Genomic DNA, 19259 nt, shown 5'->3' on the forward strand with positions numbered 1-19259 from the left:
CAGAGCCGCGAGCGCCTCACGCACCCATCGCGTGCACGCCGCCGTCCACGTGGATGACCTCGCCGGTCGTCCGCGGGAACCAGTCCGACAGCAGCGCGACGATGCCGCGCGCCGCCGGGTCCATGTCGGTCAGGTCCCAGCCGATCGGCGCGCGCTCGTCCCAGACGCCGTCGAACTTCTCGAAGCCCGGGATCGACTTGGCGGCCATGGTCTTCAGCGGGCCGGCCGAGATCAGGTTGCTGCGGATGCCGCGCGGCCCGAGCTCGCGGGCCAGGTAGCGGGAGGTGGACTCCAGCGCGGCCTTCGCCACGCCCATCCAGTCGTACCCGGGCCAGGCCACCTGCGCGTCGAAGTCGAGCCCGACGATCGAGCCGCCGGTCTCCGGGAACAGCGGCAGCAGCGCCATCGCGACCGACTTCAGCGAGTAGGCCGAGACGTGTACCGCGGTCGCCACCGACTCCCACGGCGTGTTGAGGAAGTTGCCGCCGAGGGCGTCCTGCGGGCCGAACGCGATGCTGTGCACGATCCCGTCGACGCCGTCCATGTACTGCTTCACGTTGTCGGCCAGCGAGGCGAGCTGCTCCTCGTTGGTCACGTCCAGCTCGATCACCGGCGCGTCGCCGTTGGGCAGCTTCTTGGCGATCCGCTGGGTCAGCGAGGGCCGCGGGAACGCGGTGAGCACCACCTGCGCGCCCTCCTCCTGCGCGATGCGCGCGGCGTGGAAGGCGATCGAGGCGTCGGTGAGCACACCGGTGACGATGATGCGCTTGCCTTCGAGGATTCCCATGCTCAGTGCCCCATTCCCAGTCCGCCGTCAACCGGGATGACGGCTCCAGTGATGTACGCGGCGTCCTCGGAGGCCAGGAACCGCACGACGCCGGCGACCTCGTCGACGGAGGCGTACCGGTTCAGCGGCACCTGCTTGAGGATCTCTTTCTTGCGGTCGTCGGAGAGCACCGCGGTCATGTCGGTCTCGACGAAGCCCGGCGCGACCACGTTGCAGGTGATGCCGCGCGAGCCGATCTCCCGGGCCACCGAGCGCGCGAAGCCGACCAGGCCGGCCTTGCTGGCCGCGTAGTTGGCCTGCCCGGCCGAGCCGGACAGCCCGACCACCGAGGAGATCAGGACGATGCGGCCGCGCTTGAGGCGCAGCATGCCCTTGCTGGCGCGCTTGGCGACGCGGAAGGAGCCGACCAGGTTGGTCTCCAGGACCGCGGCGAAGTCCTCGTCGCTCATCCGGAGCAGCAGGGTGTCGCGGGTGATGCCGGCGTTGGCCACCAGCACCTCGACCGGGCCCTGCTGGGCCTCGACCTCGCCGAACGCGCGCTCCACGTCCTCGGCCGAGGTCACGTCGCACTTCACGCCGAACAGCCCCTCGGGGACCTCGCCCGAGCGGTAGGTGATCGCGACCTTGTCCCCGCTCGCCGCGAAGGCCTTCGCGATGGCCAGGCCAATTCCCCGGTTTCCCCCCGTGACCAGTACGGACCGGCTCAATTCAGCACCTCTGTTCTTGTTCTTCAAGACGTCGCTGCCAAGCTATCGGGCTACCCGGCGGTAGCCGCAACCACGGTGGGCATAGATCGTCGGGCGTTGGTTTTGTAGGACCCCCACAACCGGCCCTCGCCGCCGACTTCCCGTTAGGTTGGCGGTATGACCGTAGACGAGTCCTTCACCTCGCTCCCCTTGGGCGATCTCGCCGAGGCGGCGCTGTCCCGGGCCCGCGACCTGGGCGCCGAGCACGCCGACTTCCGCGTCGAGACCGTCCGATCCCAGAACATCAACCTGCGCGACGGCAAGGTCGACGGCGTCAGCGACTCCTCCGACAGCGGCCTGAGTGTACGCGTCGTGTACGACGGCACCTGGGGCTTCGCCGCCGGCGTGGCGCTGACCGCCGAGACCGCCGCGGCGCTGGCCGAGCAGGCCGTCGAGGTGGCCAGGGTGTCCAAGCCGGTGAACTCCGAGCCGGTGGTGCTGGCGCCGGAGCCGCCGCACGGCGAGCAGGTGTGGGTCTCCAGCTACGACATCAATCCCTTCGACGTCCCGGACACCGAGAAGATCGGCCACTTCCAGCGCTGGTCCGAGCGGCTGCTGGCAGCCGACGGCGTGGCGCACGTGGACGCCGAGTTCCAGGCCGTCCAGGAGTGCAAGTACTTCGCCAACCTGGCCGGCAACCGCCTCACGCAGCAGCGGGTCCGGACCGAGGGCTCGCTGACCGCGGTCGCCGTCGACGAGGAGACCGGCGCGTTCGAGACCATGCGCACTGTCGCCCCGCCGGTCGGGCGCGGCTGGGAGTTCTTCACCGGCACCGAGGTCCACGACTGGGACGCCGAGCTCGACGCGCTCCCGGGCCTGCTGCGGGACAAGCTCGCCGCGCCGTCGGTGGAGCCCGGCGAGTACGACCTCGTCATCGACCCCTCGAACCTGTGGCTGACCATCCACGAGTCCATCGGCCACGCCACCGAGCTGGACCGCGCGCTCGGCTACGAGGCCGCCTACGCCGGCACCTCGTTCGCCACGCTCGACAAACTCGGCACCCTGAGATACGGCTCCCCCGTGATGAACGTCACCGGCGACCGGGTGTCCGAGCACGGCCTGAGCACCGTCGGGTACGACGACGAGGGCGTGCACACGCAGCAGTGGGACATCGTCAAGGACGGCATCCTGGTCGGCTACCAGTTCGACCGGCGCATCGCGCAGCTCAAGGGCCTGAACGGCGGCCGCTCCAACGGCTGCGCCTTCGCCGACTCCGCCGCGCACGTCCCGATCCAGCGCATGGCCAACGTCTCGCTCCGGCCCGCGCCGGACGGCCCCTCCGCCCAGGAGCTGATCTCGCGCGTCCGGCGCGGGCTGTACATCGTCGGCGACAAGTCGTGGTCGATCGACATGCAGCGCTACAACTTCCAGTTCACCGGCCAGCGCGCCTTCCTGATCGAGGACGGCGAGCTCAAGGGCCAGGTGAAGGACTTCGCCTATCAGGCCACGACCACCGACTTCTGGGGCGCCATGGAAGCGGTCGGCGGCCCGCAGACCTACGTCGTCGGCGGCTCGTTCCAGTGCGGCAAGGGCCAGCCCGGGCAGATCGCGCCGGTCAGCCACGGCGCGCCGACCGCGCTGTTCCGCGGCATCCGCATCCTCAACACGGTCCAGGAGGCCGGCCAGTGAGCCCGATGAACACAGCGTTCTCCCAGTCGGGGGGACAAGCCACTCCGCAGCAGCTCGTCGAGAAGGCCCTGGAGCTCTCCCGCGCGGACGGCGCCGTGGTGCTCGTGGACACCGCGACCGACGCCAACCTGCGCTGGGCCAACAACACCCTGACCACCAACGGCGTCTCGGCCGGCCAGCAGGTCACGGTCATCTCGACGAAGAACGGCGGGACCGGCGCGGCCTCGGCCGCGGTCGGCGTGGTCGGCCGCTCGGGCGTGGACCTGTCCACCCTCGAGGACCTGGTCCGGGCCAGCGAGAAGGCGGCCGAGGAGTCCGGGCCCGCCGACGACGCCGCCGGCCTGGTCCCCGGCCGGGTGTCGGCGGACTGGGACGAGGCGCCGGCGCGGACCGACATCTCGGTGTTCTCCGCGTTCGCCCCGGCGCTCGGCGAGACCCTCGCGGCCGCGCGCGCGGAGGGCAACCTGCTGTTCGGCTACGCCGAGCACAGCATGGGCACGCAGTATCTGGGTTCTTCGACCGGCCTGCGGCTGCGGCACGCGCAGCCGACCGGCTCGGTGCAGCTGAACGCCAAGTCCGGCGACCGCTCGCGCTCGGCCTGGACCGGCGTGCCGACCGCGGACTTCTCCGACGTGGACGTCGTGGCCGCCGGCCAGGGCCTGGCGCAGCGTCTGGAGTGGGCCAAGCGCAAGATCGACCTGCCGGCCGGCCGCTACGAGACGATCCTGCCGCCGAGCTCGGTCGCCGATCTGATGATCTACGCCTACTGGGCCGCCGCACTGCGCGACGCCCTGGACGGCCGCTCGGTGTACAGCAAGAGCGGCGGCGGGTCCCGGCTCGGCGAGAACCTGGCGGGCTCTTCGGCGATCAAGGCGACGCTGCGCAGCGACCCGAAGGCGCCGGGGTTGGAATGCGCCCCTTACGCCGTGGCGTACTCCTCCGACGCCTCGGAGTCGGTGTTCGACAACGGCCTCGCCCTCGGCCCGACCGAGTGGATCAAGGACGGCCACCTCTCCTCGCTGGTCAGTACGCGACGGACCGCGGCGGCGGCGCAGCTGCCGACGACGCCGTTCATCGACAACCTGATCCTGGACGCGGCGCCCGGCGGGGCCGGTCCGACGCTCGGCGGGATGACCGGGGAAACCCGCGACGGCCTGCTGCTGACCAGCCTGTGGTACATCCGCGAGGTGGACCCGCAGACCCTGCTGTTGACCGGGCTGACCCGGGACGGCGTCTACAAGGTCGAGGGCGGCGAGGTGGTCGGCGAGGTGAACAACTTCCGGTTCAACGAGTCGCCGGTGTCGCTGCTCTCGCGGATCGCCGAGGCCGGGCGGACCGAGCGGACGTTCTCCCGGGAGTGGGGCGACTACTTCAACCGGACCGCGATGCCGGCGCTGCGGATCCCGGACTTCAACATGTCGTCGGTGAGCCCGGCTTCGTAGGCCGCGCCGCACAGCCGATCACACAGCCGGATCGCACACCTGGATCACACAGCCGGATCACACAGCCCGGCCGCACTATCAGGACCCCGCCGCGACGATGTCGGCGGGGTCCTGTCATGGGCCTCGACGGCGGGCGTAGCCTGGGAGTATGCGGATCGGGCGGGACAAGAGCGGACATCGGCAGGACGTCGTACACGGGATCACCGACGCCCCCAAGCCGCTCAGCCAGGACATCCGGTCCCGGGAGTCGAAGTACTTGATGGCGATGGGGATAAGGATCGCGGCGTTCCTGCTGATCGTGATCCTGCCGATCGCCTGGCCGTGGAAGATCGGGCTCGCGGCGCTGGCGCTGGTGCTGCCCTATGTCGCAGTCGTGTACGCCAACGGCGGACGCGAGCCGGCGCCGGGTGCGGACTCCCCGTTCACCCACGCCGAACGGCAGGCGTTACTGCCCGGACAAAGCGGCGGGAACGGAGCGTCGGGCCGTCCCGGAGACCCCCGAGACAACGATGGCTCGGCCCCGGAGGAGCCCATCGTGGGACGGATCGTCGGCGACGACGACTGAGCCCGCCGCTGGTCGAGCGGTGTGCCCGCACCGGTTGGCGAAAAGTAAGGGGCCCATTCCCTTAGCGGGTCTACGCATGTCATACTTCTTACCTGCGCCCTGAACCCCCGTCGGGGCGCCACTTGCGGCGTCGAGCGGCTCCCCCCGTGGCCGTTCGACGCCGCGTCTTCGTCTCTCGGCACCGCCCCCACGAAGCTGTTCTACAGTGGCTTCGTGACCTCGGAAGACACCCCCACGACCGCCATCTGCTCGGCGAAGGGCTGCCGCACGCCGGCGGTCTGGAGCGTGGTGTGGAACAACCCCAAGCTGCACCCGCCGGACCGGCGGAAAGTGTGGCTGGCCTGCGAGGAGCACCGGCAGCACCTGGCGGACTTCCTGGACGTCCGGGGCTTCCTCATCGAGGTGGAGCCCTTCACGCCCGGCGCGCCGCGGGACTGAAAAGCACCCGCTGTCCGTGGCGGAAAACAGCGGATGCCTCAAGTTCCTCAGCACAAAGCGATCAGCTCATCAGACCATTGAGTTCCGGGTACGGCAGCCCGCCCTCGACCGTCGTGTAGGTACCGCTTTTGGCCAGCTCCTCGGCGGCGCGGCGGACCAGTCCATAGGCCGCCTCGGCCACGGCGGCGCCCAGGCTGACCCGCGCCACCCCGAGCGCGGCGAGCTCCGCGACCGTCGGCGCCCCCGGCCCGACCATCACGTTCAGCGGCGCGTCGATGCCCTTGACCAGCTCGGCGATGGTCTCCGGGGCGGCCACCCCGGGCACGAAGATCCCGCTGGCCCCGGCGGCCAGATAGCGCTCGGCCCGCGCCAGCGTCTCGCCGAGGCGGTCCTCGGCGGCGCCCAGCCCGAACAGGAACACGTCGATGCGGGCGTTGACGAACAGCGGGATGCCCGCGTTGTCCGCAGCCGTCCGCGCCGCGGCGATGCGCGCGGCGAGCTCGGCCGGATCGCGCGGCCCGTCCTCGATGTTGACCCCGACCACACCGGCCGCGATCACCTGCGCGACGGTCTCGGCCACGGCCTCCGCGTCCGGCCCGAAGCCGTCCTCGATGTCCGCGGTGACCGGCACCTCGACGGTGTCCACGACCCGCCGGATCAACGCCACCGCGCGCTCCCGGTCGAGGTGGCCCCCGTCGGCCGCGCCGAGCCCCCACGCCACCCCGGCGCTGGTGGTCGCCACCGCGGGCGCGCCGGTGGAGGCGACGATCCGGGCGCTGGCCCCGTCCCAGGCATTGGCGAGGGCGAGGGGCGTGCCGGGGACGTGGAGGGCGTGGAACCGGGTGGCCTTGTCGTGCTGAGATGTCATGCGGACAGCGAATCAGACCGCGCCCACGGTCGCATCTGATTCGGCGGGAGACGAATCCGTGGCGGTTGCGGGGGTCAGCCGCGCCAAAAGCCGACCGTCAGGCCGACCGCCCGCCGACCGCTCGCCGACCGCTCGCTCAGCCCCCGATGGCCGACATCGGCCGCTCGGGCTGCACGAACCCCGCCTCCCCGATCCCGGCCGCCCGCTTCTTCCCGAGCATCGCCACGCGCCAGCGCTCGGCCAGCTCCTCGTCGCTCGCGCCGTCGCGCAGCGCGCCGCGCAGGTCCGACTCCTCGCGGGCGAACAGGCAGGTGCGGACCTGGCCGTCGGCGGTCAGGCGGACGCGGTCGCAGGCGCCGCAGAAGGGGCGGGTCACGCTGGCGATCACGCCGACGCGGCCCGGGCCGCCGTCCACCAGCCAGGTCTCCGCCGGGGCCGCGCCGCGGGCGACCGGGCCCTCGGGGGTCAGCTTGAACTCGGTCTCCAGGGCCGCCAGGATCTCGTCGGCGGTCACCATCTGCGCGCGGTCCCAGCCGTGCTGGGCGTCCAGCGGCATCTGCTCGATGAAGCGCAGCTCGTAGCCGCGCTCCAGACACCATCGGAGCAGCGCCGGGGCTTCGGCGTCGTTGACGCCGCGCATCAGGACGCTGTTCACCTTCACCGGGGTCAGCCCGGCCTCGGCCGCCGCCGCGAGGCCCGCGACCACGTCGGCGAAGCGGTCGCGGCGGGTCAGCTCGCGGAAGACCGCCGGGTCCAGCGTGTCCAGCGAGACGTTCACCCGGTCCAGGCCGGCTTCCTTCAGCGTCGGGGCCAGGCGGGCCAGGCCGAGGGCGTTGGTGGTCAGCGAGATGCGGGGGCGCGGGCGCAGCTCCGCCACCTGCGCGACCAGGGTGGCCAGGCCCGGCCGGACCAGCGGTTCGCCGCCGGTGAAGCGCACCTGGTCCACGCCGAGCAGGTGGACCGCGATGCCGATCAGGCGCAGGATCTCGGCGTCGGTGAGCAGCTCCGCCTTCGGCAGCCAGGGCAGCCCCTCGGCGGGCATGCAGTACGTGCACCGCAGGTTGCAGCGGTCGGTCAGGGACACCCGCAAGTCCGTCGCCGTTCTGCCGAACGTGTCGACCAGCATCGTGCCCCTCTTTCCGCCAAGCGTCGCCGAAGATCCCCTCTAACCGTTCCAGCTTCTCAGACGCGCGCCTTGTTCCCGTCTTCGCACTGGCGCACATCGCCGCCTACGCGCTTTTGTTCCCGCGCACAGTGCGAAGACTCGATGCGCAAGGGCATATCCGAGGTTGCTGAGGCTCGCTAGGCTGCATGGTGTTCCACCCTCAGGCAGAGTCCCGCCACGCAGAGCCACCATGGCCCCCTCCATACCGCAGCCGCCGCACACGTCGCGATCGCAGGTGATCCGCATGCCGTCTCCGGTTCAGCTCACGTCTCCACCCCAGCTCGCCCCCACGCCGCGGCCGGCCGCACCGGCCCGCATCCCGACCCCCGGCGAGGTCGGGTTGTGCCGGATCCTGGCCGTCGCGGACGTCCTGCTCGGCGCGGTGGACGAGGTCGAGCTGGTGGACCGGCTGCTGCCGGTGCTGCGGCGCGCGGTCCCGGCCGACACCGTACTGTGGCTGGCCTCCGACCGGCGGCATCCGGCGACCTGGCGGGCCGAGCCGGCCGGGTCGGTCGGCGCCGAGCAGGCCGCGCTGCTGGCCGCGCACGCCGACGACCCGCTGCTGGCCGCGGCCTGGCACGGCCCCGGCACCGCGACCCGCCGCTCGGATCTGCACACCGACCACGAGTTCCACCGGCTCCCGGTGTTCTCCGCGCTGTACGCGCCGCTGGGCGCCCGGCGCCAGCTGGTGATGGCGGTGCGGCCGGACGAGCAGCGGCGGGTCGTCGTGCTCTTCAACCGCGCCTCCCCCGACTTCACGCAGCACGACGTCGCCGTCGCCGAAGCGGTCCGGCCCCGCATCGGCCGCGCGCTGGCACCGTTCGGCGGGCCGGGCCCGCGGCGGGAGAAGGTGTCGCCGCGCGAGGCCGACGTGCTGGACCTGCTGTGCCGGGGGCTGACCGACCGGCAGATAGCCACCCGGTTGGGGATCAGCCCGCGCACCGTCGACAAACATCTGGAGCACGCGTACGTGAAGCTCGGCGTCCGGTGCCGCGTCCAGGCCGCCACCCGCTGGCGGTCGTGACGCAACCGAGACACCGCGGGCAGCAACGAAAGGACCTCTTCGCACGTCTTTCCAGACATGGAACAGCGCGATCAGACGCCGCAGGAGCCGGGTGAGGACATCGGCCGCGCCGCGGCGGAGGCGGCGGCCCGGGCCGGCGAGTACGAGAGCGGTCCCGCGTACGCGGAATCGGCCGGACGCCGGCCGAAGCGCTGGTTCATCGTCGGCGGCGTCGCGATCGCGGCGCTGGCCGTGGCCGGCACCGCGGCGGCCCTCGTCGGCGGCTCGCACTCGCCCTCGCACGACACCGCGCTGAACGCCGCCGCGTCGAGCTCCACGCCGGGTCCCACGCCCGGCGAGACCTCCGCGCCGGACACTCCGACCACCGGCGGCACCACGAGCGGCTCCGCGATATCGGGGACCAGCACCCTGCCGCCCACCTCGGGGCCCACGACGCCGTCGTCGACCCCGAAGACTTCGCCGACCTCGCCGACCTCGCCGAGCAAGAGCCCCACCTCGCCCCCGCCGTCGGCCGACGGCGAGAACGGCGACTGCGAGAACACGAGCCACGACACCCCCGCCGACGAGGCGATGAAGTTCAGCGGCATGACCCACGGCACCCAGCAGGCGTTCCTGGCCGCGCAGAAGGCCGCGCAGGCCGCCGGTCTGAGCTTCGTGCTCAACTCCGGCTACCGCTCCGCGGCCTACCAGCAGCGCGTCTTCGACTGCTGGGTCAAGCAGCTGGGCTCCCCGCAGGCCGCGCGCCAGTACGCGCTCCCGCCGAACGAATCGGCGCACGTCCAGGGCTACGCGATGGACATCGCCCCGCCGTCCGCCGCGTCCTGGCTGGAGTCGACGGCCGGGAAGTACGGGCTGTGCCGCCGGTACCAGGACGAGACCTGGCACTTCGAGTACCAGTCCCGGTACAAGACGCAGGGGTGCCCGGCGCTGCTGCCGCATCCGTAGCGCCGCCGCTCAGCAGGGCCAGCGGGCTCAGCACGGCCAGCGAGGTCAGCGGGGCCAGCGGCCGAGCCGCTACTCCGCCTGCGGCAGCGGCAGCCGGGCGATCAGCTCGGCCAGCTGCGCGCTCTGCTCAGCGTGCTGCGTCCGGAGCGCCGAGAACTCCTCGGTCAGCACCTGCAGCATCTCCCGCGACTGGCAGTCCGCGTCGTAGTCGTGCTGCGCCAGCTCACTGGACACCTGGTCCGAGCGCTTGGCGGCGATCAGCAGGATCGCGCCCTGCAACGCCGCAACGCAGGAGAGCACCAGGTTGAGCAGGATGAAGGGGTACGCGTCGAAGGTGTGCCCGGTCGACTTGTCCAGGACGACGTTGACCGTCATCCAGACGGCCAGGAACACCAACGAGACGAAGACGAACATCCACGAGCCCATGCCGTTGCGCATCTTGTCCGCGGCACGCTCGCCGCGAGTGAGCTGATCGCCGGTGCGCACACCGGGGTGCCGGCGCCAGCTCCCCGGCGCTATGTGCTTCACGGCGGACTTCATGGTGGACTTCAGCTGGACTTGTGCGGTCATGCGAGCGAGTGTCGCAGAGCCAGGTCACAGATTCGTCGCTGACCTTGGAACTCTTTACCAACCCGGTCCGCCGGGTCCGTGAGAGTCCCGTGAGCGCGGCGTCCGGGCAGCGGCGCCGGTGACGGTCAGTTGCTGTTCCGCTGCGCCGCGAGCAGGTCGCGGATCTCCGCCAGCAGCTCCTTCTCGGTCGCGGTGGCCTGCTCCGGGATCCCCAGGCGGGCCTTGCGCCGCTCATTGATGCGGTTGATCGGCATGACGATGACGAAGTACACCGCGGAGGCGATGCTCAGGAAGACGATGACGTTGGTCAGCAGGTCGCCGTAGGCGAAGTGCGACTTGTTGATCGTGAACGACAGCCGCGTGTAATCCTGTTTGCCGAAGATCGCCGTGATCAACGGCATGATGATGTCCTTGACCACCGAGTTGACGATGGCGCTGAACGCACCGCCCATGACCACCGCGACCGCCAGGTCGACGACGTTGCCACGCATCAGGAACTTCTTGAAGCCGGAGAACAAGATCGGGAGCCTTCCACGAGGGGGGGTCGGCGGCCGCACGACGGGGCCACCGCTTCGGGGGGAGGCTAAAGCGTACCGAACGCGATCAAGGGGCGGGTACGGATGAGTCGGATGTTATCTCACCCGACAGGATTGAATCCGGCGAAACGGACGGATTATGACGACGCGCTCTGATACAGCGCCTGTACGGCCGAACCGAAGTAGGCGCTATAGGAGATGTCCGGGGTGTCGCCACCCTGCTGGTAGCCGCCTATCACGCCGATGACGGTCCCCTTCTCCCCACTGGCGTCCACGTTCGTCAGGAACGGCGCGCCCGAGGTCCCGTCCGGGTAGCCGCGGCAGTCCCATTCGGTCTGCGTGGCGCTGAACTTCTTCGCCGGCGACACGCACGTGATCGGGGTGTCCGAGCCCTGCGGGTAGGCCGGCACCGTGACCGGCATCCCGAAGCCCTGGCTGAAGGCGATCTGGTCAGCCCCGGTCACCGACTCCAGCGAGGCCCCGCTGGAGTTCGGCGCCACCTGCAGGAAGGCCACGTCCTCGTCCGGGTCGTTGGAGCTCTGCCAGTTCTGGGAGACCACGACCTTGGTGACGGTCCACGAGCCGTAGGGCAGCTGGCCGTCGTGGAAGCCGGGCGCGAACGCGATGTCCGATTTGGGACCGTCGCTGTAGACGCAGTGCGCGGCCGTGATCACCAGGTCCCCGGCGGAGCTGTGCACCACCGAGGCGCTGCAGAAGTGGCTGGAGACACCGGAATCCGGCCGGTACAGGACCCCGGCCACCGCGGTGCCGCCGAACGGCTTCCCGCTCGGCGAGCTCGACGGCTGGTCCGGGGTGTCGACCGTGGAGCCGGGCCCGGCGGCCGCGGCCGCCGCGGCGGTGCTCGTCGCGGTGCTGACGGTCGGCTCGGGGGTGACGCTGCCGGGCTGGGCGGTGCTGGTGACGCTGGCCGTCGCCGCGGCCGGCGGGACCGCGGCCGCGGGAGCCGCGGCGGCGTGCGTGCTCGCCGAGGTCGAGGGGCTGCTGGTCGCGGCCACCGGGGACGGCGAGGACTCCGCGGCCCCCTCGGCGGTCATCGCGCCGGCGGACTCCGGCGTGCTGAAGGCGGTGCCGAGCATCCCGGCGATCACCACGATCCCGGCCGCCCCGGCGGCCAGCGCCGCTCTGCGGGCTCGAGCACGCTTGCGGGCCTGCGCACGCTGACGCATGCGCGCGACCCGCGACAGTCGGCCGGGAACCTCCATCGGCGTCACCCTCCGCTCACCTCCGACCTGTCCGTCGGCCGAGCGGCCGTTCCGGTGTCACTTTGCCGCCTGGCGCGTAAGCCGGAGATACAGATGCAGATCTTCCAACGACCGCTACCGATCTTCTCCCACAGATACCGATCTTCGTCATGCAGATCCAGATCTTCGTCCGACAGGTACAGATCACCACGGAATCGAAGCCGCCGCCTCGGTGCCGAGCTGGTCCGACCAATGAACCTCCAGCACCTGAGCGAGCGATGAAGGACCGGCGGGACTGCGCCGAACGGGCAACGATCCGCCGACCGGGTGAAGGTGGCGGATCGCTTGGTGATGGGGGCGGTGTTCCACGAGATCACGTATGCCCAGCGACTTAAGTCTTAAGCCGAGGTGTCGCTCGGGTGCAGGTCAGGCCGGTTCGCGACGCCGCGGCCTCACCACACCCGGATCACGCTGTCGGTGCCGAAGGTCGGCGAGGTGGCGTCCGCGGGCGCCTGCTTCAGCGGCTCGTCGATCTCCGCGGTGGTCGGGCCGACCGCCGCCGCGACCGGGTCGAGCGCGGCGAGGTCGAATCCGTAGACCCGGGCCGCGTTGCCGCCGACGATCGCGGCGATCTCCGCGTGCGGCAGGCCGGCGAAGGAGTTGCGCAGCGCCTCGCGCGAGTACGGGAAGGTGCCCTCGTCGTGCGGGTAGTCACCGCCCCACATCAGCTTCTCCAGCCCGATGGCATGCCGGAGCGGCACCTCGTCGGGCCGCATGAAGGAGGCGCCGAGGTAGAAGTTCCGCTTCCAGTACTCGCTCGGCGCCAGGCCGACCGCCTCGGCGATCCCGGCGCCGAACCGGCTCTCGGCGGTGACCGCGCCGGCGTCATGCATCACCGAGCTCATCCGGCGCACCAGCGCGCGGTGGTAGTAGTCGAGCATCTCCAGGACGCCGGGCACCCAGCCGGAACCCTGCTCGGTGAGCACGAACTTGAGGCGGGGGTGGCGTTTGAAGGCGCCGCCGTAGATCAGGTGCCACAGCGCGCGGTGCGCGAACCAGGTGATCTCCATCATGAAGACCGCGCGACCGGCCGGCTCCTGGCCGATCTCCGGGGACGCCGAGCCCGCGTGGTGGTTGATCGGCATGTCGAGCTCTTCGCAGACCGCCCACAGCGGTTCGTAGACGTCCGAGTACAGCTGCGGGACCGACGTCCCCGGCGGCGTCCCGGGCAGCAGGACGCCGCCGAACAGGCCGTGCTCGCGGGCCCAGCGGACTTCGCCGACCGCGTCGTCCATGTCGCCGAGCAGGACCTGGCAGGTGCCGGCGCGGCGGCCGGGGGTCTGCGCGCAGAAGTCGGCCATCCAGCGGTTGTGGGCGCGCAGGCCGGCCCAGCGGAGTTCGTACTCTTCGGCGCTCGGCTGCTGCGCGCCGAGCGACATGCTCGGGTAGAAGGGCGGGATGGTGTTGGGGAACAGCACTTCGGCGACGATGCCGTCGCGCTCCAGGTCGGCCTGGCGGCGTGCGGAGTCCCAGTTGCGCTCGGCGTCGCCGTGCAGGAGGTCTTCGTAGGGGTTCACGTACGCCGCGGCCCACGCGTCGAACTCGTCGTGGTACCTCGACTCCAGATAGGGCCGGTAGTCCAGCAGGTCGGCGCCGGCGTGGCCGTCGGCGGAGATGACGGTGTACCGCGCTGCGCCATCGGTGTTCCCGGTCATCACGACACCTCCGGTCCGACGCCCTCGGTGCGGTGGCCGCCGAGGGTGGCGCCGTAGCCGATGACCGGGAAGTCGTTGCCGGTGAGCCAGTGCCGGCCGACCTCGCGGGCGGCAGCCCAGCCGGCCGCCTCGTCGCCGGACTGGCCGAGGTCGCTCGGCCGCAGGTTGACGCGCTCGGCGACGGGCTGGAGCTTGGCGAGGTCGAACCCGTACACCTCGGCGGCGGCCAGGCCGAGCATCCGGCGCGTCTCGTCGACCGGGAGGTCGTGGAACGTGGTCCTGAGCCATTTCCTCGAGTTCGGCCAGGTGCCCTCGGGATGCGGGAAGTCGTTCCCCCACAGCATGTTGTCGATCCCGATCTCGTACCGGTGCGCCAGCTCGCGGCGCTTGGTGTTGGTCGCGCCGATGAAGCAGTTGCGGTCGAAGTACTCGCTCGGCGGCCGCTTCACCTCCTCGAACGGCGTGAGCTTGGCGGCGGCGTGCGCGCCGAGGAACAGCCGGTCCATGAACCACAGCAGGTTCGGCGCCCACCAGCAGCCGGCCTCGGTGACGCCGAACTTCAGACCCGGGAAGCGCTCGAACACCCCGGACCAGATCAGGAACCAGATCGGCCGGGCCGGCCACCAGGTCACCTCAGAGACGTAGATACCCAGGTGGTCGCCGTACTCGTCGCGCGGGGCCACGCCGGAGTGGGTCGCGACCGGCATCTGGAGCTCTTCGCAGGCCGCCCAGACCGGGTCGTAGCGGCGGTCGTGATACGGCGCCTTGTCCTCCCACATCGCCGGGATCATCACCGCCCCGAGCCCGGAGTCCCTGGCCCGGCGGATCTCGGCGACCGCGGCGTCCACGTCGCCGGTGATCGGCACCAGGGCCACGCCGCGGCGCCGCTCCGGCGAGTGCGCGCACAGCTCGGCCAGCCAGCGATTGTGCGCGCGAGCCCCGACCAGCGCCAGCTCCTGGTCCAGGCCGCCGGAGAAGGTCAGGCCGACGCCGAAGGGCGCGGCGGTGGTGGACTCCACGGCGTCGGCGTCCGGGAAGATCACCTCGGCGGTCACGCCGTCGGCGTCGAGCTCCTTGTCGCGCTGCGCGGAGTCCCAGCCGCCGCGCAGGCCTTCTTCGTGTTCCTCGAACCAGTTCCGGGCGAACTCGGGGTTGCGGACGCCGAGCTTGGTCGCGGCCTCGACGCGGGCCGCCTGCTCGGCCAGGAAGTCGTCGAAAGCCGGGTGGTACTTGGCTTCGATGTAGGTGCGGTACTCCTCGGTCGGCAGGCCGGCGTGGCAGTCGGAGGAGATGACGACGTAGGGGCTGTTGTCGAGCTCTGGCATGGGTCTTTTCTCCTCAGTCGAGGATGAACTTTTCGAGGTATCCCGGGTTCGAGCGCTCCAGCATCGACTGCGAGCGCCGCCGGATCATGTCGTCGGAGGAGCCGCCCTTCGGCAGGATCCAGAAGGTCCCGGTCCGGATCCCCTCCAGCGCGTGCGCCGCGACCTCTTCCGGCTCGGTCATCTTCGCTTCGAGCCCGGCGTCCTTCATCGCCTGCTCCCAGCCTTCGAGGGTGGGATACGGGTTCTGTCGCGGCTTGGTCTTCGCGTAGCGCTCGGGGCGGTTGCGGTAGCTCTCCCACAGGCCGGTGCGGACCATGTGCGGGCCCGGGAAGAGCACCGAGGCGCCGATCTTCGCGCCGGCCTGTTTCAGCTGCGCGTACAGGGCTTCGGTCATCGTGACGATCGAGGCTTTCGTCACGGCGTAGACGCTGGCCGTGGGCAGCGGGGCGATGCCGCCGTCCGGGGAGCTGGTGTTGACGACGTGGCCGGGGGTGTCCTGCGCGATCATGCGCGGCAGGAAGGCCTGGACGCCGTGGAAGACGCCCCAGACGTTGACCGCGAAGGCCCACTGCCAGTCGGTGCGCTCGTGCTGCCACATCGGGCCCTCGGCGCCGGAGCCGACGCCGGCGTTGTTGCAGAGGACGTCGACGCTGGGGAAGGTGGCGAAAGCCTTGTGCGCCAACGCTTCCACGGATTCCGGCAGCGAGACGTCGGTGACGACGCCGATGGCCCGCGCGCCGTGGACCGCTTGCTGAGCGACCTCGGCCGTTGCCTTGACTGCTTCTTCGAGAGCGGGTTCCTCAACGTCGGCGAGCACCACGTTCATGCCCTCGGCCGCGAACAGCCGGGCCATCGCCAGGCCGATGCCGCTGGCCGCGCCGGTGACGACCGCGGTCTTGCCGGGGAGGTCAGCCAGCATCGGGAGCCTCCACGGAGTCGTGGATCTGCGCCGGGTCGTCGTAGCGCTGGTGCACGTAGGGCAGGATCTCCTTCGGATCCAGCCGCGCCACGACCTCGCCGCGCTGGTCGGAGGTCTTCTCCCCGTAGGTGATCTCGACCAGCCGGAGCACCGGGAGGTCGGCGATCGGGTCGAGCGCGGACTCGCGGAGGATGACCTCGCCCTCGACCGCGTCCAGGGCTCTGGTCTTCTCGTTCCGGACGCAGCGCACGAGCAGCGGGTCGGCGTCGAAGCCGGAGCCGTCCACCGCCGGCAGGAACTTGAGATACCAGTCGACCTTGACGTAGGGCGCCGGGGGTTCCAGCGCGCCGGCGATCCGGCCGCGGATCTCGGCGAAGGTGACGCCGTGCCGGGTGACCGTGCCGGCCACCTGCTCGCCGTCCCGGTCCACGACGACCTCGGCCAGCTTCTTGGGTTCGCCGAACACCTCGCGGCCGCCGATCAGCGAGCGCTCGGTGGTCATCGGCATGACCAGGCTGTACCAGCCTTCTTCCGCGCCGTGCGCGCAGGCCACCGAGATGGCCGCGGCGCCGAGCGGCATCCCGAAGATGTCGACCTGGTTGATCGTGGCGCGCACGTACGGTTTGGCGGTCGGCTTCAGGGGCGGAGGCAGCACCTGGGCCAGGGCGTCGGGGTCGGTCTCCCAGACGGCGTGCACTCCGGTGGACCACAGGTCGGGCAGTTTCGAGGCGGATTCGCGGGCCGCGGCGACGGCTTCGAGGTCGCGGGGGCCGTAGCGCACTTTGGGCATATCTGACTCCTCGTCATAAGCCTTCTGTAACACCGTTACACCCGTGGGCGTGAAGGGTAAAGAGCCATCGGCGGCGAGAGGATGGCACCGTGACCGGTTCAAGCCAGGAGGCGACGAAGCCGAGCCGTGCGCCGGCGGTGACCCGGCGCGCCGTGCTCGACGCCGCGACGCGCCTGGTCGAGCAGCAGGGCGTGGCCGGGCTGTCGATGCGCAAGCTCGCCGCCGAGCTGGGAGTCGCGGTCACCTCGATCTACTGGCACGTCGGTAACCGCGAGGCGCTGCTCGACGAACTGGTGCAGGAGATGGTGCACGGCCTGGAGACGCTGCCCGCGCGCGGGACGACGCCGACGGCGCGCGTGCTGTCGCTCGCGGTGGAGCTGCGCCGGGTGCTGCGGGACCACCCGCACCTGATCGGGCTGGTCAACGAGCGCGGACTGACCCCGGCGATGTTCCTGCCCTCCCAGCGGGCCCTGATCGCCGAGATCTCGGCCGCCGGACTGCGCGGCGCCCGGGCCGCCGAGGCGGTGCGGGCGTTGCAGTACCACGTGATCGGGTTCATCCTCGTCGAGCGGCACACCGACCGCTCGCCGGAGCAGCGGCCGTCGGCCGAGGAGCTGTGGCAGGCCGAGCCGGCTCCCGACGCCGCGCTGGCCGGTGCGCTGGCCACGCCGGTGGACGCCGACCGGCTGTTCGCGGTGGCGACCGGGGCGTTGGTGCGGTCGCTGCTCGCGGATCAAGCGCCACCGGAGAATCAGTAGCCTGAGACAGGCGTCCCCGCCTACCTTGGTCGACATGACAGTCGAGGAGATCGTCGGTCCGGCGACGCGCATGGTGTTCCACTCGCCGATGTCCGAGGAGCGCGCGAACCGCATCGCCGCGGACCTGGCAGCCACCCGGCCGGCGACGGTCGCCGACTACGCGTGCGGCTGGGGCGAGCTGCTGCTGCGGGTACTGGCGCTGGCACCGGCCGCGCGGGGATACGGCGTGGACCTGTCGGGGCGGGATCTGGCGCGGGGACGGGCCAACGCCGCGGCCCGCGGACTCGGAGACCGGGTGGAGTTCGTCGAAGGACCGGCACGGGAGAACGCGCGGACGGCGGACGTGGTGATCAGCAGCGGGGCGTGGCAGGCGTTCGGCCGGAACGTGACGCGGGCGCTGGAAGCCCTGCGTCCGCTGGTGAATCCCGGCGGGCGGCTGTTCTTCGGGGTCGAGCACTGGGAGACCGTGCCGCCGCCGGAGCGGCTGGCCGAGATGTGGCCCGGGACCACCGCCGAAAGCTACGAGCTGCTGGCGGACCTCGCCGACCACGCCGTCGCCGCCGGGTTCCGTCCGCTGCGCATCGAGTCCTCGACCCGCCCGGAGTGGGACGACTACGAATCGCTGGAGACGATGGACGCCGAGGAGTGGCTGCTGGCCGAACCGGACCATCCGGACGCGGCGGCGGTCCGTGACCGACTGGACGGCAAGCGGAGCATCTGGCTGCGCGGACACCGTGACTACTTCGGATTCACCATGCTCACACTGGGTGTTCCCGGGTAGTACAGCCCTTGACCGAGCACTGATGCCCTCAAAGCATTGTCGCTTTCGGGCTGACGCGAGCCCGGCGATCGCATAACGTTCTGCCGTGTCTTCACCGCTCCTTGAGTACCCGAGGGGCCCTCGCCTGTCCCTGCGCGAGTTCCGCCCCGACGACCTTCTGGCCTGGCAGCGCATAGCCGGCGACCCACGGGTCGCCGCGCACACCCCGTGGCCGGCCCTGGCCACCCCGGACACCGCCGGCGCGTGGCTGTCCGAGACCGCGCGCATGGCTCAGCTCCAGCCCCGCCGCAGCTTCTACCTCGCGGTAGAGCAGTACGGGGACCTGATCGGCTCGGCGACGCTGGACATCCTCAGCTTCCCGCACCGCCAGGGCGAGATCGGCGTCTACCTCCGCCCCGACCGCTGGGCCGAGGGGCTGGGGACGGAGGCCTCGCGCCTCCTGCTGGAGCTGGCGTTCTCCCGCCTGGAGCTGCACCGCGTGCAGACCACCGTGGACCCGCGGAACACCGCGGGAATGCGGGTGGCGGAGCACGTGAAGATGCGGCCGGAGGGCGTGCTGCTGGACCGCTTCCTGGTCGGCGGCCAGTGGCAGGACCGCGCGATGTACGCGATCACCATGCCCGAGTGGCGCGGCGGCGGCCGCGGCGGAGCGCATGCGGCTGGTGCGGCGGGGGATGCGGGTGCGGCTGGTGCTGGTGCGGCGGCTGAGCCCGCGACCGGCGTCCCGGGCGAGGCTCCGGCTGCGGAAGCGGCCGAGGGCTTCGACGCCTTCAGCAAGCCTGCCGCCGGCCCCGGCCCCGGCGGCGCGGCGACTCCGACGACCGTCTCGTTCGAGGGCGGCCCCGAGGAGCCGGTGCTGGGCGCGCCAGTCCCACCGGAGGCCGACGAGCAGCACGCCGACGCCGAGCAGGAGGCCCGCGAGAAGTTCGCCGACGGCGCCTTCGACGACGACGAGGAGAGCGAGCCGCAGGTGCTGACGGCGCAGATCGTCATGGAGCAGATCGAGGTCGTGCACATCCTGCCCCGGGAGCCGTAGCAGCAGCCGGAGCCGGCG

At 71.3% G+C, this 19259-nt stretch carries 20 protein-coding genes; 9 read left to right on the forward strand and 11 right to left on the reverse strand.

Features of this window, described 5'->3' with window-relative positions; genetic code table 11:
* Positions 1 to 16 precede the first annotated feature (16 nt).
* Positions 17 to 787 (reverse strand): enoyl-ACP reductase FabI, encoded by a 771-nt coding sequence (gene fabI / locus ABH920_RS40720; protein ID WP_370354664.1) that lies wholly within the window; start codon positions 785 to 787, stop codon positions 17 to 19.
* Between the two features lie 2 nt (positions 788 to 789).
* Positions 790 to 1494: a 3-oxoacyl-[acyl-carrier-protein] reductase gene (fabG, locus tag ABH920_RS40725; protein ID WP_370354665.1), complete on the reverse strand. Its 705-nt coding sequence runs from the start codon at positions 1492 to 1494 to the stop codon at positions 790 to 792.
* Between the two features lie 156 nt (positions 1495 to 1650).
* On the opposite strand from fabG, the gene ABH920_RS40730 reads away from it, so the two are divergent.
* From ABH920_RS40730 to ABH920_RS40745, 4 genes are all read left to right on the forward strand, one after another.
* A complete protein-coding gene (locus ABH920_RS40730) occupies positions 1651 to 3162 on the forward strand; it encodes a TldD/PmbA family protein (protein ID WP_370354666.1) in 1512 nt (503 codons plus the stop codon).
* Between the two features lie 5 nt (positions 3163 to 3167).
* On the forward strand, positions 3168 to 4604 hold the full coding sequence (locus tag ABH920_RS40735; protein ID WP_370354733.1) for a metallopeptidase TldD-related protein: 1437 nt from the start codon (positions 3168 to 3170) through the stop codon (positions 4602 to 4604).
* A 148-nt stretch (positions 4605 to 4752) separates the two neighbouring features.
* Positions 4753 to 5169, forward strand: coding sequence for a DUF3099 domain-containing protein (locus ABH920_RS40740; RefSeq protein ID WP_370354667.1), 417 nt, complete (start codon positions 4753 to 4755; stop codon positions 5167 to 5169).
* A gap of 213 nt (positions 5170 to 5382) precedes the next feature.
* Positions 5383 to 5607, forward strand: a complete 225-nt coding sequence (locus ABH920_RS40745; protein WP_370354668.1) for a hypothetical protein — start codon at positions 5383 to 5385, stop codon at positions 5605 to 5607.
* A 61-nt stretch (positions 5608 to 5668) separates the two neighbouring features.
* Here the strand turns inward: ABH920_RS40745 and ABH920_RS40750 are convergent, their stop codons facing one another.
* Both ABH920_RS40750 and moaA read right to left on the reverse strand, forming a co-directional pair.
* Positions 5669 to 6475 (reverse strand): isocitrate lyase/phosphoenolpyruvate mutase family protein, encoded by an 807-nt coding sequence (locus tag ABH920_RS40750; protein ID WP_370354669.1) that lies wholly within the window; start codon positions 6473 to 6475, stop codon positions 5669 to 5671.
* Between the two features lie 136 nt (positions 6476 to 6611).
* Positions 6612 to 7601 carry a GTP 3',8-cyclase MoaA gene (gene moaA, locus ABH920_RS40755; RefSeq protein ID WP_370354670.1) on the reverse strand — a complete coding sequence of 330 codons (990 nt, stop codon included), beginning with the start codon at positions 7599 to 7601 and terminating at the stop codon, positions 6612 to 6614.
* Positions 7602 to 7884: 283 nt separating this feature from the next.
* Between moaA and ABH920_RS40760 the strand changes: the two genes are divergently transcribed.
* Both ABH920_RS40760 and ABH920_RS40765 read left to right on the forward strand, forming a co-directional pair.
* Complete coding sequence (locus ABH920_RS40760) at positions 7885 to 8664, forward strand: LuxR C-terminal-related transcriptional regulator (protein ID WP_370354671.1); 780 nt, start codon at positions 7885 to 7887, stop codon at positions 8662 to 8664.
* Positions 8665 to 8721: 57 nt separating this feature from the next.
* On the forward strand, positions 8722 to 9609 hold the full coding sequence (locus ABH920_RS40765; RefSeq protein WP_370354672.1) for a D-alanyl-D-alanine carboxypeptidase family protein: 888 nt from the start codon (positions 8722 to 8724) through the stop codon (positions 9607 to 9609).
* Between the two features lie 69 nt (positions 9610 to 9678).
* Here the strand turns inward: ABH920_RS40765 and ABH920_RS40770 are convergent, their stop codons facing one another.
* The 7 genes from ABH920_RS40770 to ABH920_RS40800 all read right to left on the reverse strand — a co-directional run bounded on the left by ABH920_RS40770 (position 9679) and on the right by ABH920_RS40800 (position 16666).
* Positions 9679 to 10179 carry a DUF1003 domain-containing protein gene (locus tag ABH920_RS40770; RefSeq protein WP_370354673.1) on the reverse strand — a complete coding sequence of 167 codons (501 nt, stop codon included), beginning with the start codon at positions 10177 to 10179 and terminating at the stop codon, positions 9679 to 9681.
* A 125-nt stretch (positions 10180 to 10304) separates the two neighbouring features.
* On the reverse strand, positions 10305 to 10736 hold the full coding sequence (gene mscL / locus ABH920_RS40775; RefSeq protein ID WP_370354674.1) for a large conductance mechanosensitive channel protein MscL: 432 nt from the start codon (positions 10734 to 10736) through the stop codon (positions 10305 to 10307).
* A 116-nt stretch (positions 10737 to 10852) separates the two neighbouring features.
* Positions 10853 to 11938, reverse strand: a complete 1086-nt coding sequence (locus ABH920_RS40780) for a serine protease (protein WP_370354675.1) — start codon at positions 11936 to 11938, stop codon at positions 10853 to 10855.
* A 431-nt stretch (positions 11939 to 12369) separates the two neighbouring features.
* Positions 12370 to 13632: an amidohydrolase family protein gene (locus ABH920_RS40785; protein WP_370354676.1), complete on the reverse strand. Its 1263-nt coding sequence runs from the start codon at positions 13630 to 13632 to the stop codon at positions 12370 to 12372.
* Positions 13632 to 14957 (reverse strand): amidohydrolase family protein, encoded by a 1326-nt coding sequence (locus tag ABH920_RS40790; protein WP_370354677.1) that lies wholly within the window; start codon positions 14955 to 14957, stop codon positions 13632 to 13634. Before ABH920_RS40790 ends, ABH920_RS40785 begins: the two co-directional genes overlap by 1 nt.
* A gap of 13 nt (positions 14958 to 14970) precedes the next feature.
* Positions 14971 to 15876 (reverse strand): SDR family NAD(P)-dependent oxidoreductase, encoded by a 906-nt coding sequence (locus tag ABH920_RS40795; RefSeq protein WP_370354678.1) that lies wholly within the window; start codon positions 15874 to 15876, stop codon positions 14971 to 14973.
* Positions 15866 to 16666, reverse strand: coding sequence for an acetoacetate decarboxylase family protein (locus ABH920_RS40800; protein WP_370354679.1), 801 nt, complete (start codon positions 16664 to 16666; stop codon positions 15866 to 15868). Before ABH920_RS40800 ends, ABH920_RS40795 begins: the two co-directional genes overlap by 11 nt.
* Positions 16667 to 16755: 89 nt before the next feature.
* Here ABH920_RS40800 and ABH920_RS40805 point away from each other — a divergent pair, with 89 nt between their 5' ends.
* The 3 genes from ABH920_RS40805 to ABH920_RS40815 all read left to right on the forward strand — a co-directional run bounded on the left by ABH920_RS40805 (position 16756) and on the right by ABH920_RS40815 (position 19241).
* Positions 16756 to 17424 carry a TetR/AcrR family transcriptional regulator gene (locus tag ABH920_RS40805; protein ID WP_370354680.1) on the forward strand — a complete coding sequence of 223 codons (669 nt, stop codon included), beginning with the start codon at positions 16756 to 16758 and terminating at the stop codon, positions 17422 to 17424.
* A 34-nt stretch (positions 17425 to 17458) separates the two neighbouring features.
* Positions 17459 to 18205 carry a cyclopropane-fatty-acyl-phospholipid synthase family protein gene (locus tag ABH920_RS40810; RefSeq protein WP_370354681.1) on the forward strand — a complete coding sequence of 249 codons (747 nt, stop codon included), beginning with the start codon at positions 17459 to 17461 and terminating at the stop codon, positions 18203 to 18205.
* An 85-nt stretch (positions 18206 to 18290) separates the two neighbouring features.
* Positions 18291 to 19241 (forward strand): GNAT family N-acetyltransferase, encoded by a 951-nt coding sequence (locus ABH920_RS40815; protein ID WP_370354682.1) that lies wholly within the window; start codon positions 18291 to 18293, stop codon positions 19239 to 19241.
* Positions 19242 to 19259: the final 18 nt, after the last annotated feature.

The organism is Catenulispora sp. EB89, assembly GCF_041261445.1.
Classification (GTDB): Bacteria; Actinomycetota; Actinomycetes; order Streptomycetales; family Catenulisporaceae; genus Catenulispora.

Excerpts from the sequence above, each read along its gene's own strand:
- ABH920_RS40760 (WP_370354671.1), top strand. The coding sequence starts at position 7,885 with ATGCCGTCTCCGGTTCAGCTCACGTCTCCACCCCAGCTCGCCCCCACG.
- moaA (WP_370354670.1), bottom strand. The coding sequence starts at position 7,601 with ATGCTGGTCGACACGTTCGGCAGAACGGCGACGGACTTGCGGGTGTCC.
- ABH920_RS40740 (WP_370354667.1), top strand. The coding sequence starts at position 4,753 with ATGCGGATCGGGCGGGACAAGAGCGGACATCGGCAGGACGTCGTACAC.
- ABH920_RS40795 (WP_370354678.1), bottom strand. The coding sequence starts at position 15,876 with ATGCTGGCTGACCTCCCCGGCAAGACCGCGGTCGTCACCGGCGCGGCC.
- ABH920_RS40790 (WP_370354677.1), bottom strand. The coding sequence starts at position 14,957 with ATGCCAGAGCTCGACAACAGCCCCTACGTCGTCATCTCCTCCGACTGC.
- ABH920_RS40730 (WP_370354666.1), top strand. The coding sequence starts at position 1,651 with ATGACCGTAGACGAGTCCTTCACCTCGCTCCCCTTGGGCGATCTCGCC.
- ABH920_RS40780 (WP_370354675.1), bottom strand. The coding sequence starts at position 11,938 with ATGGAGGTTCCCGGCCGACTGTCGCGGGTCGCGCGCATGCGTCAGCGT.
- ABH920_RS40810 (WP_370354681.1), top strand. The coding sequence starts at position 17,459 with ATGACAGTCGAGGAGATCGTCGGTCCGGCGACGCGCATGGTGTTCCAC.
- ABH920_RS40735 (WP_370354733.1), top strand. The coding sequence starts at position 3,168 with ATGAACACAGCGTTCTCCCAGTCGGGGGGACAAGCCACTCCGCAGCAG.
- ABH920_RS40770 (WP_370354673.1), bottom strand. The coding sequence starts at position 10,179 with ATGACCGCACAAGTCCAGCTGAAGTCCACCATGAAGTCCGCCGTGAAG.
- ABH920_RS40785 (WP_370354676.1), bottom strand. The coding sequence starts at position 13,632 with ATGACCGGGAACACCGATGGCGCAGCGCGGTACACCGTCATCTCCGCC.
- ABH920_RS40750 (WP_370354669.1), bottom strand. The coding sequence starts at position 6,475 with ATGACATCTCAGCACGACAAGGCCACCCGGTTCCACGCCCTCCACGTC.
- ABH920_RS40765 (WP_370354672.1), top strand. The coding sequence starts at position 8,722 with ATGGAACAGCGCGATCAGACGCCGCAGGAGCCGGGTGAGGACATCGGC.
- ABH920_RS40800 (WP_370354679.1), bottom strand. The coding sequence starts at position 16,666 with ATGCCCAAAGTGCGCTACGGCCCCCGCGACCTCGAAGCCGTCGCCGCG.
- fabI (WP_370354664.1), bottom strand. The coding sequence starts at position 787 with ATGGGAATCCTCGAAGGCAAGCGCATCATCGTCACCGGTGTGCTCACC.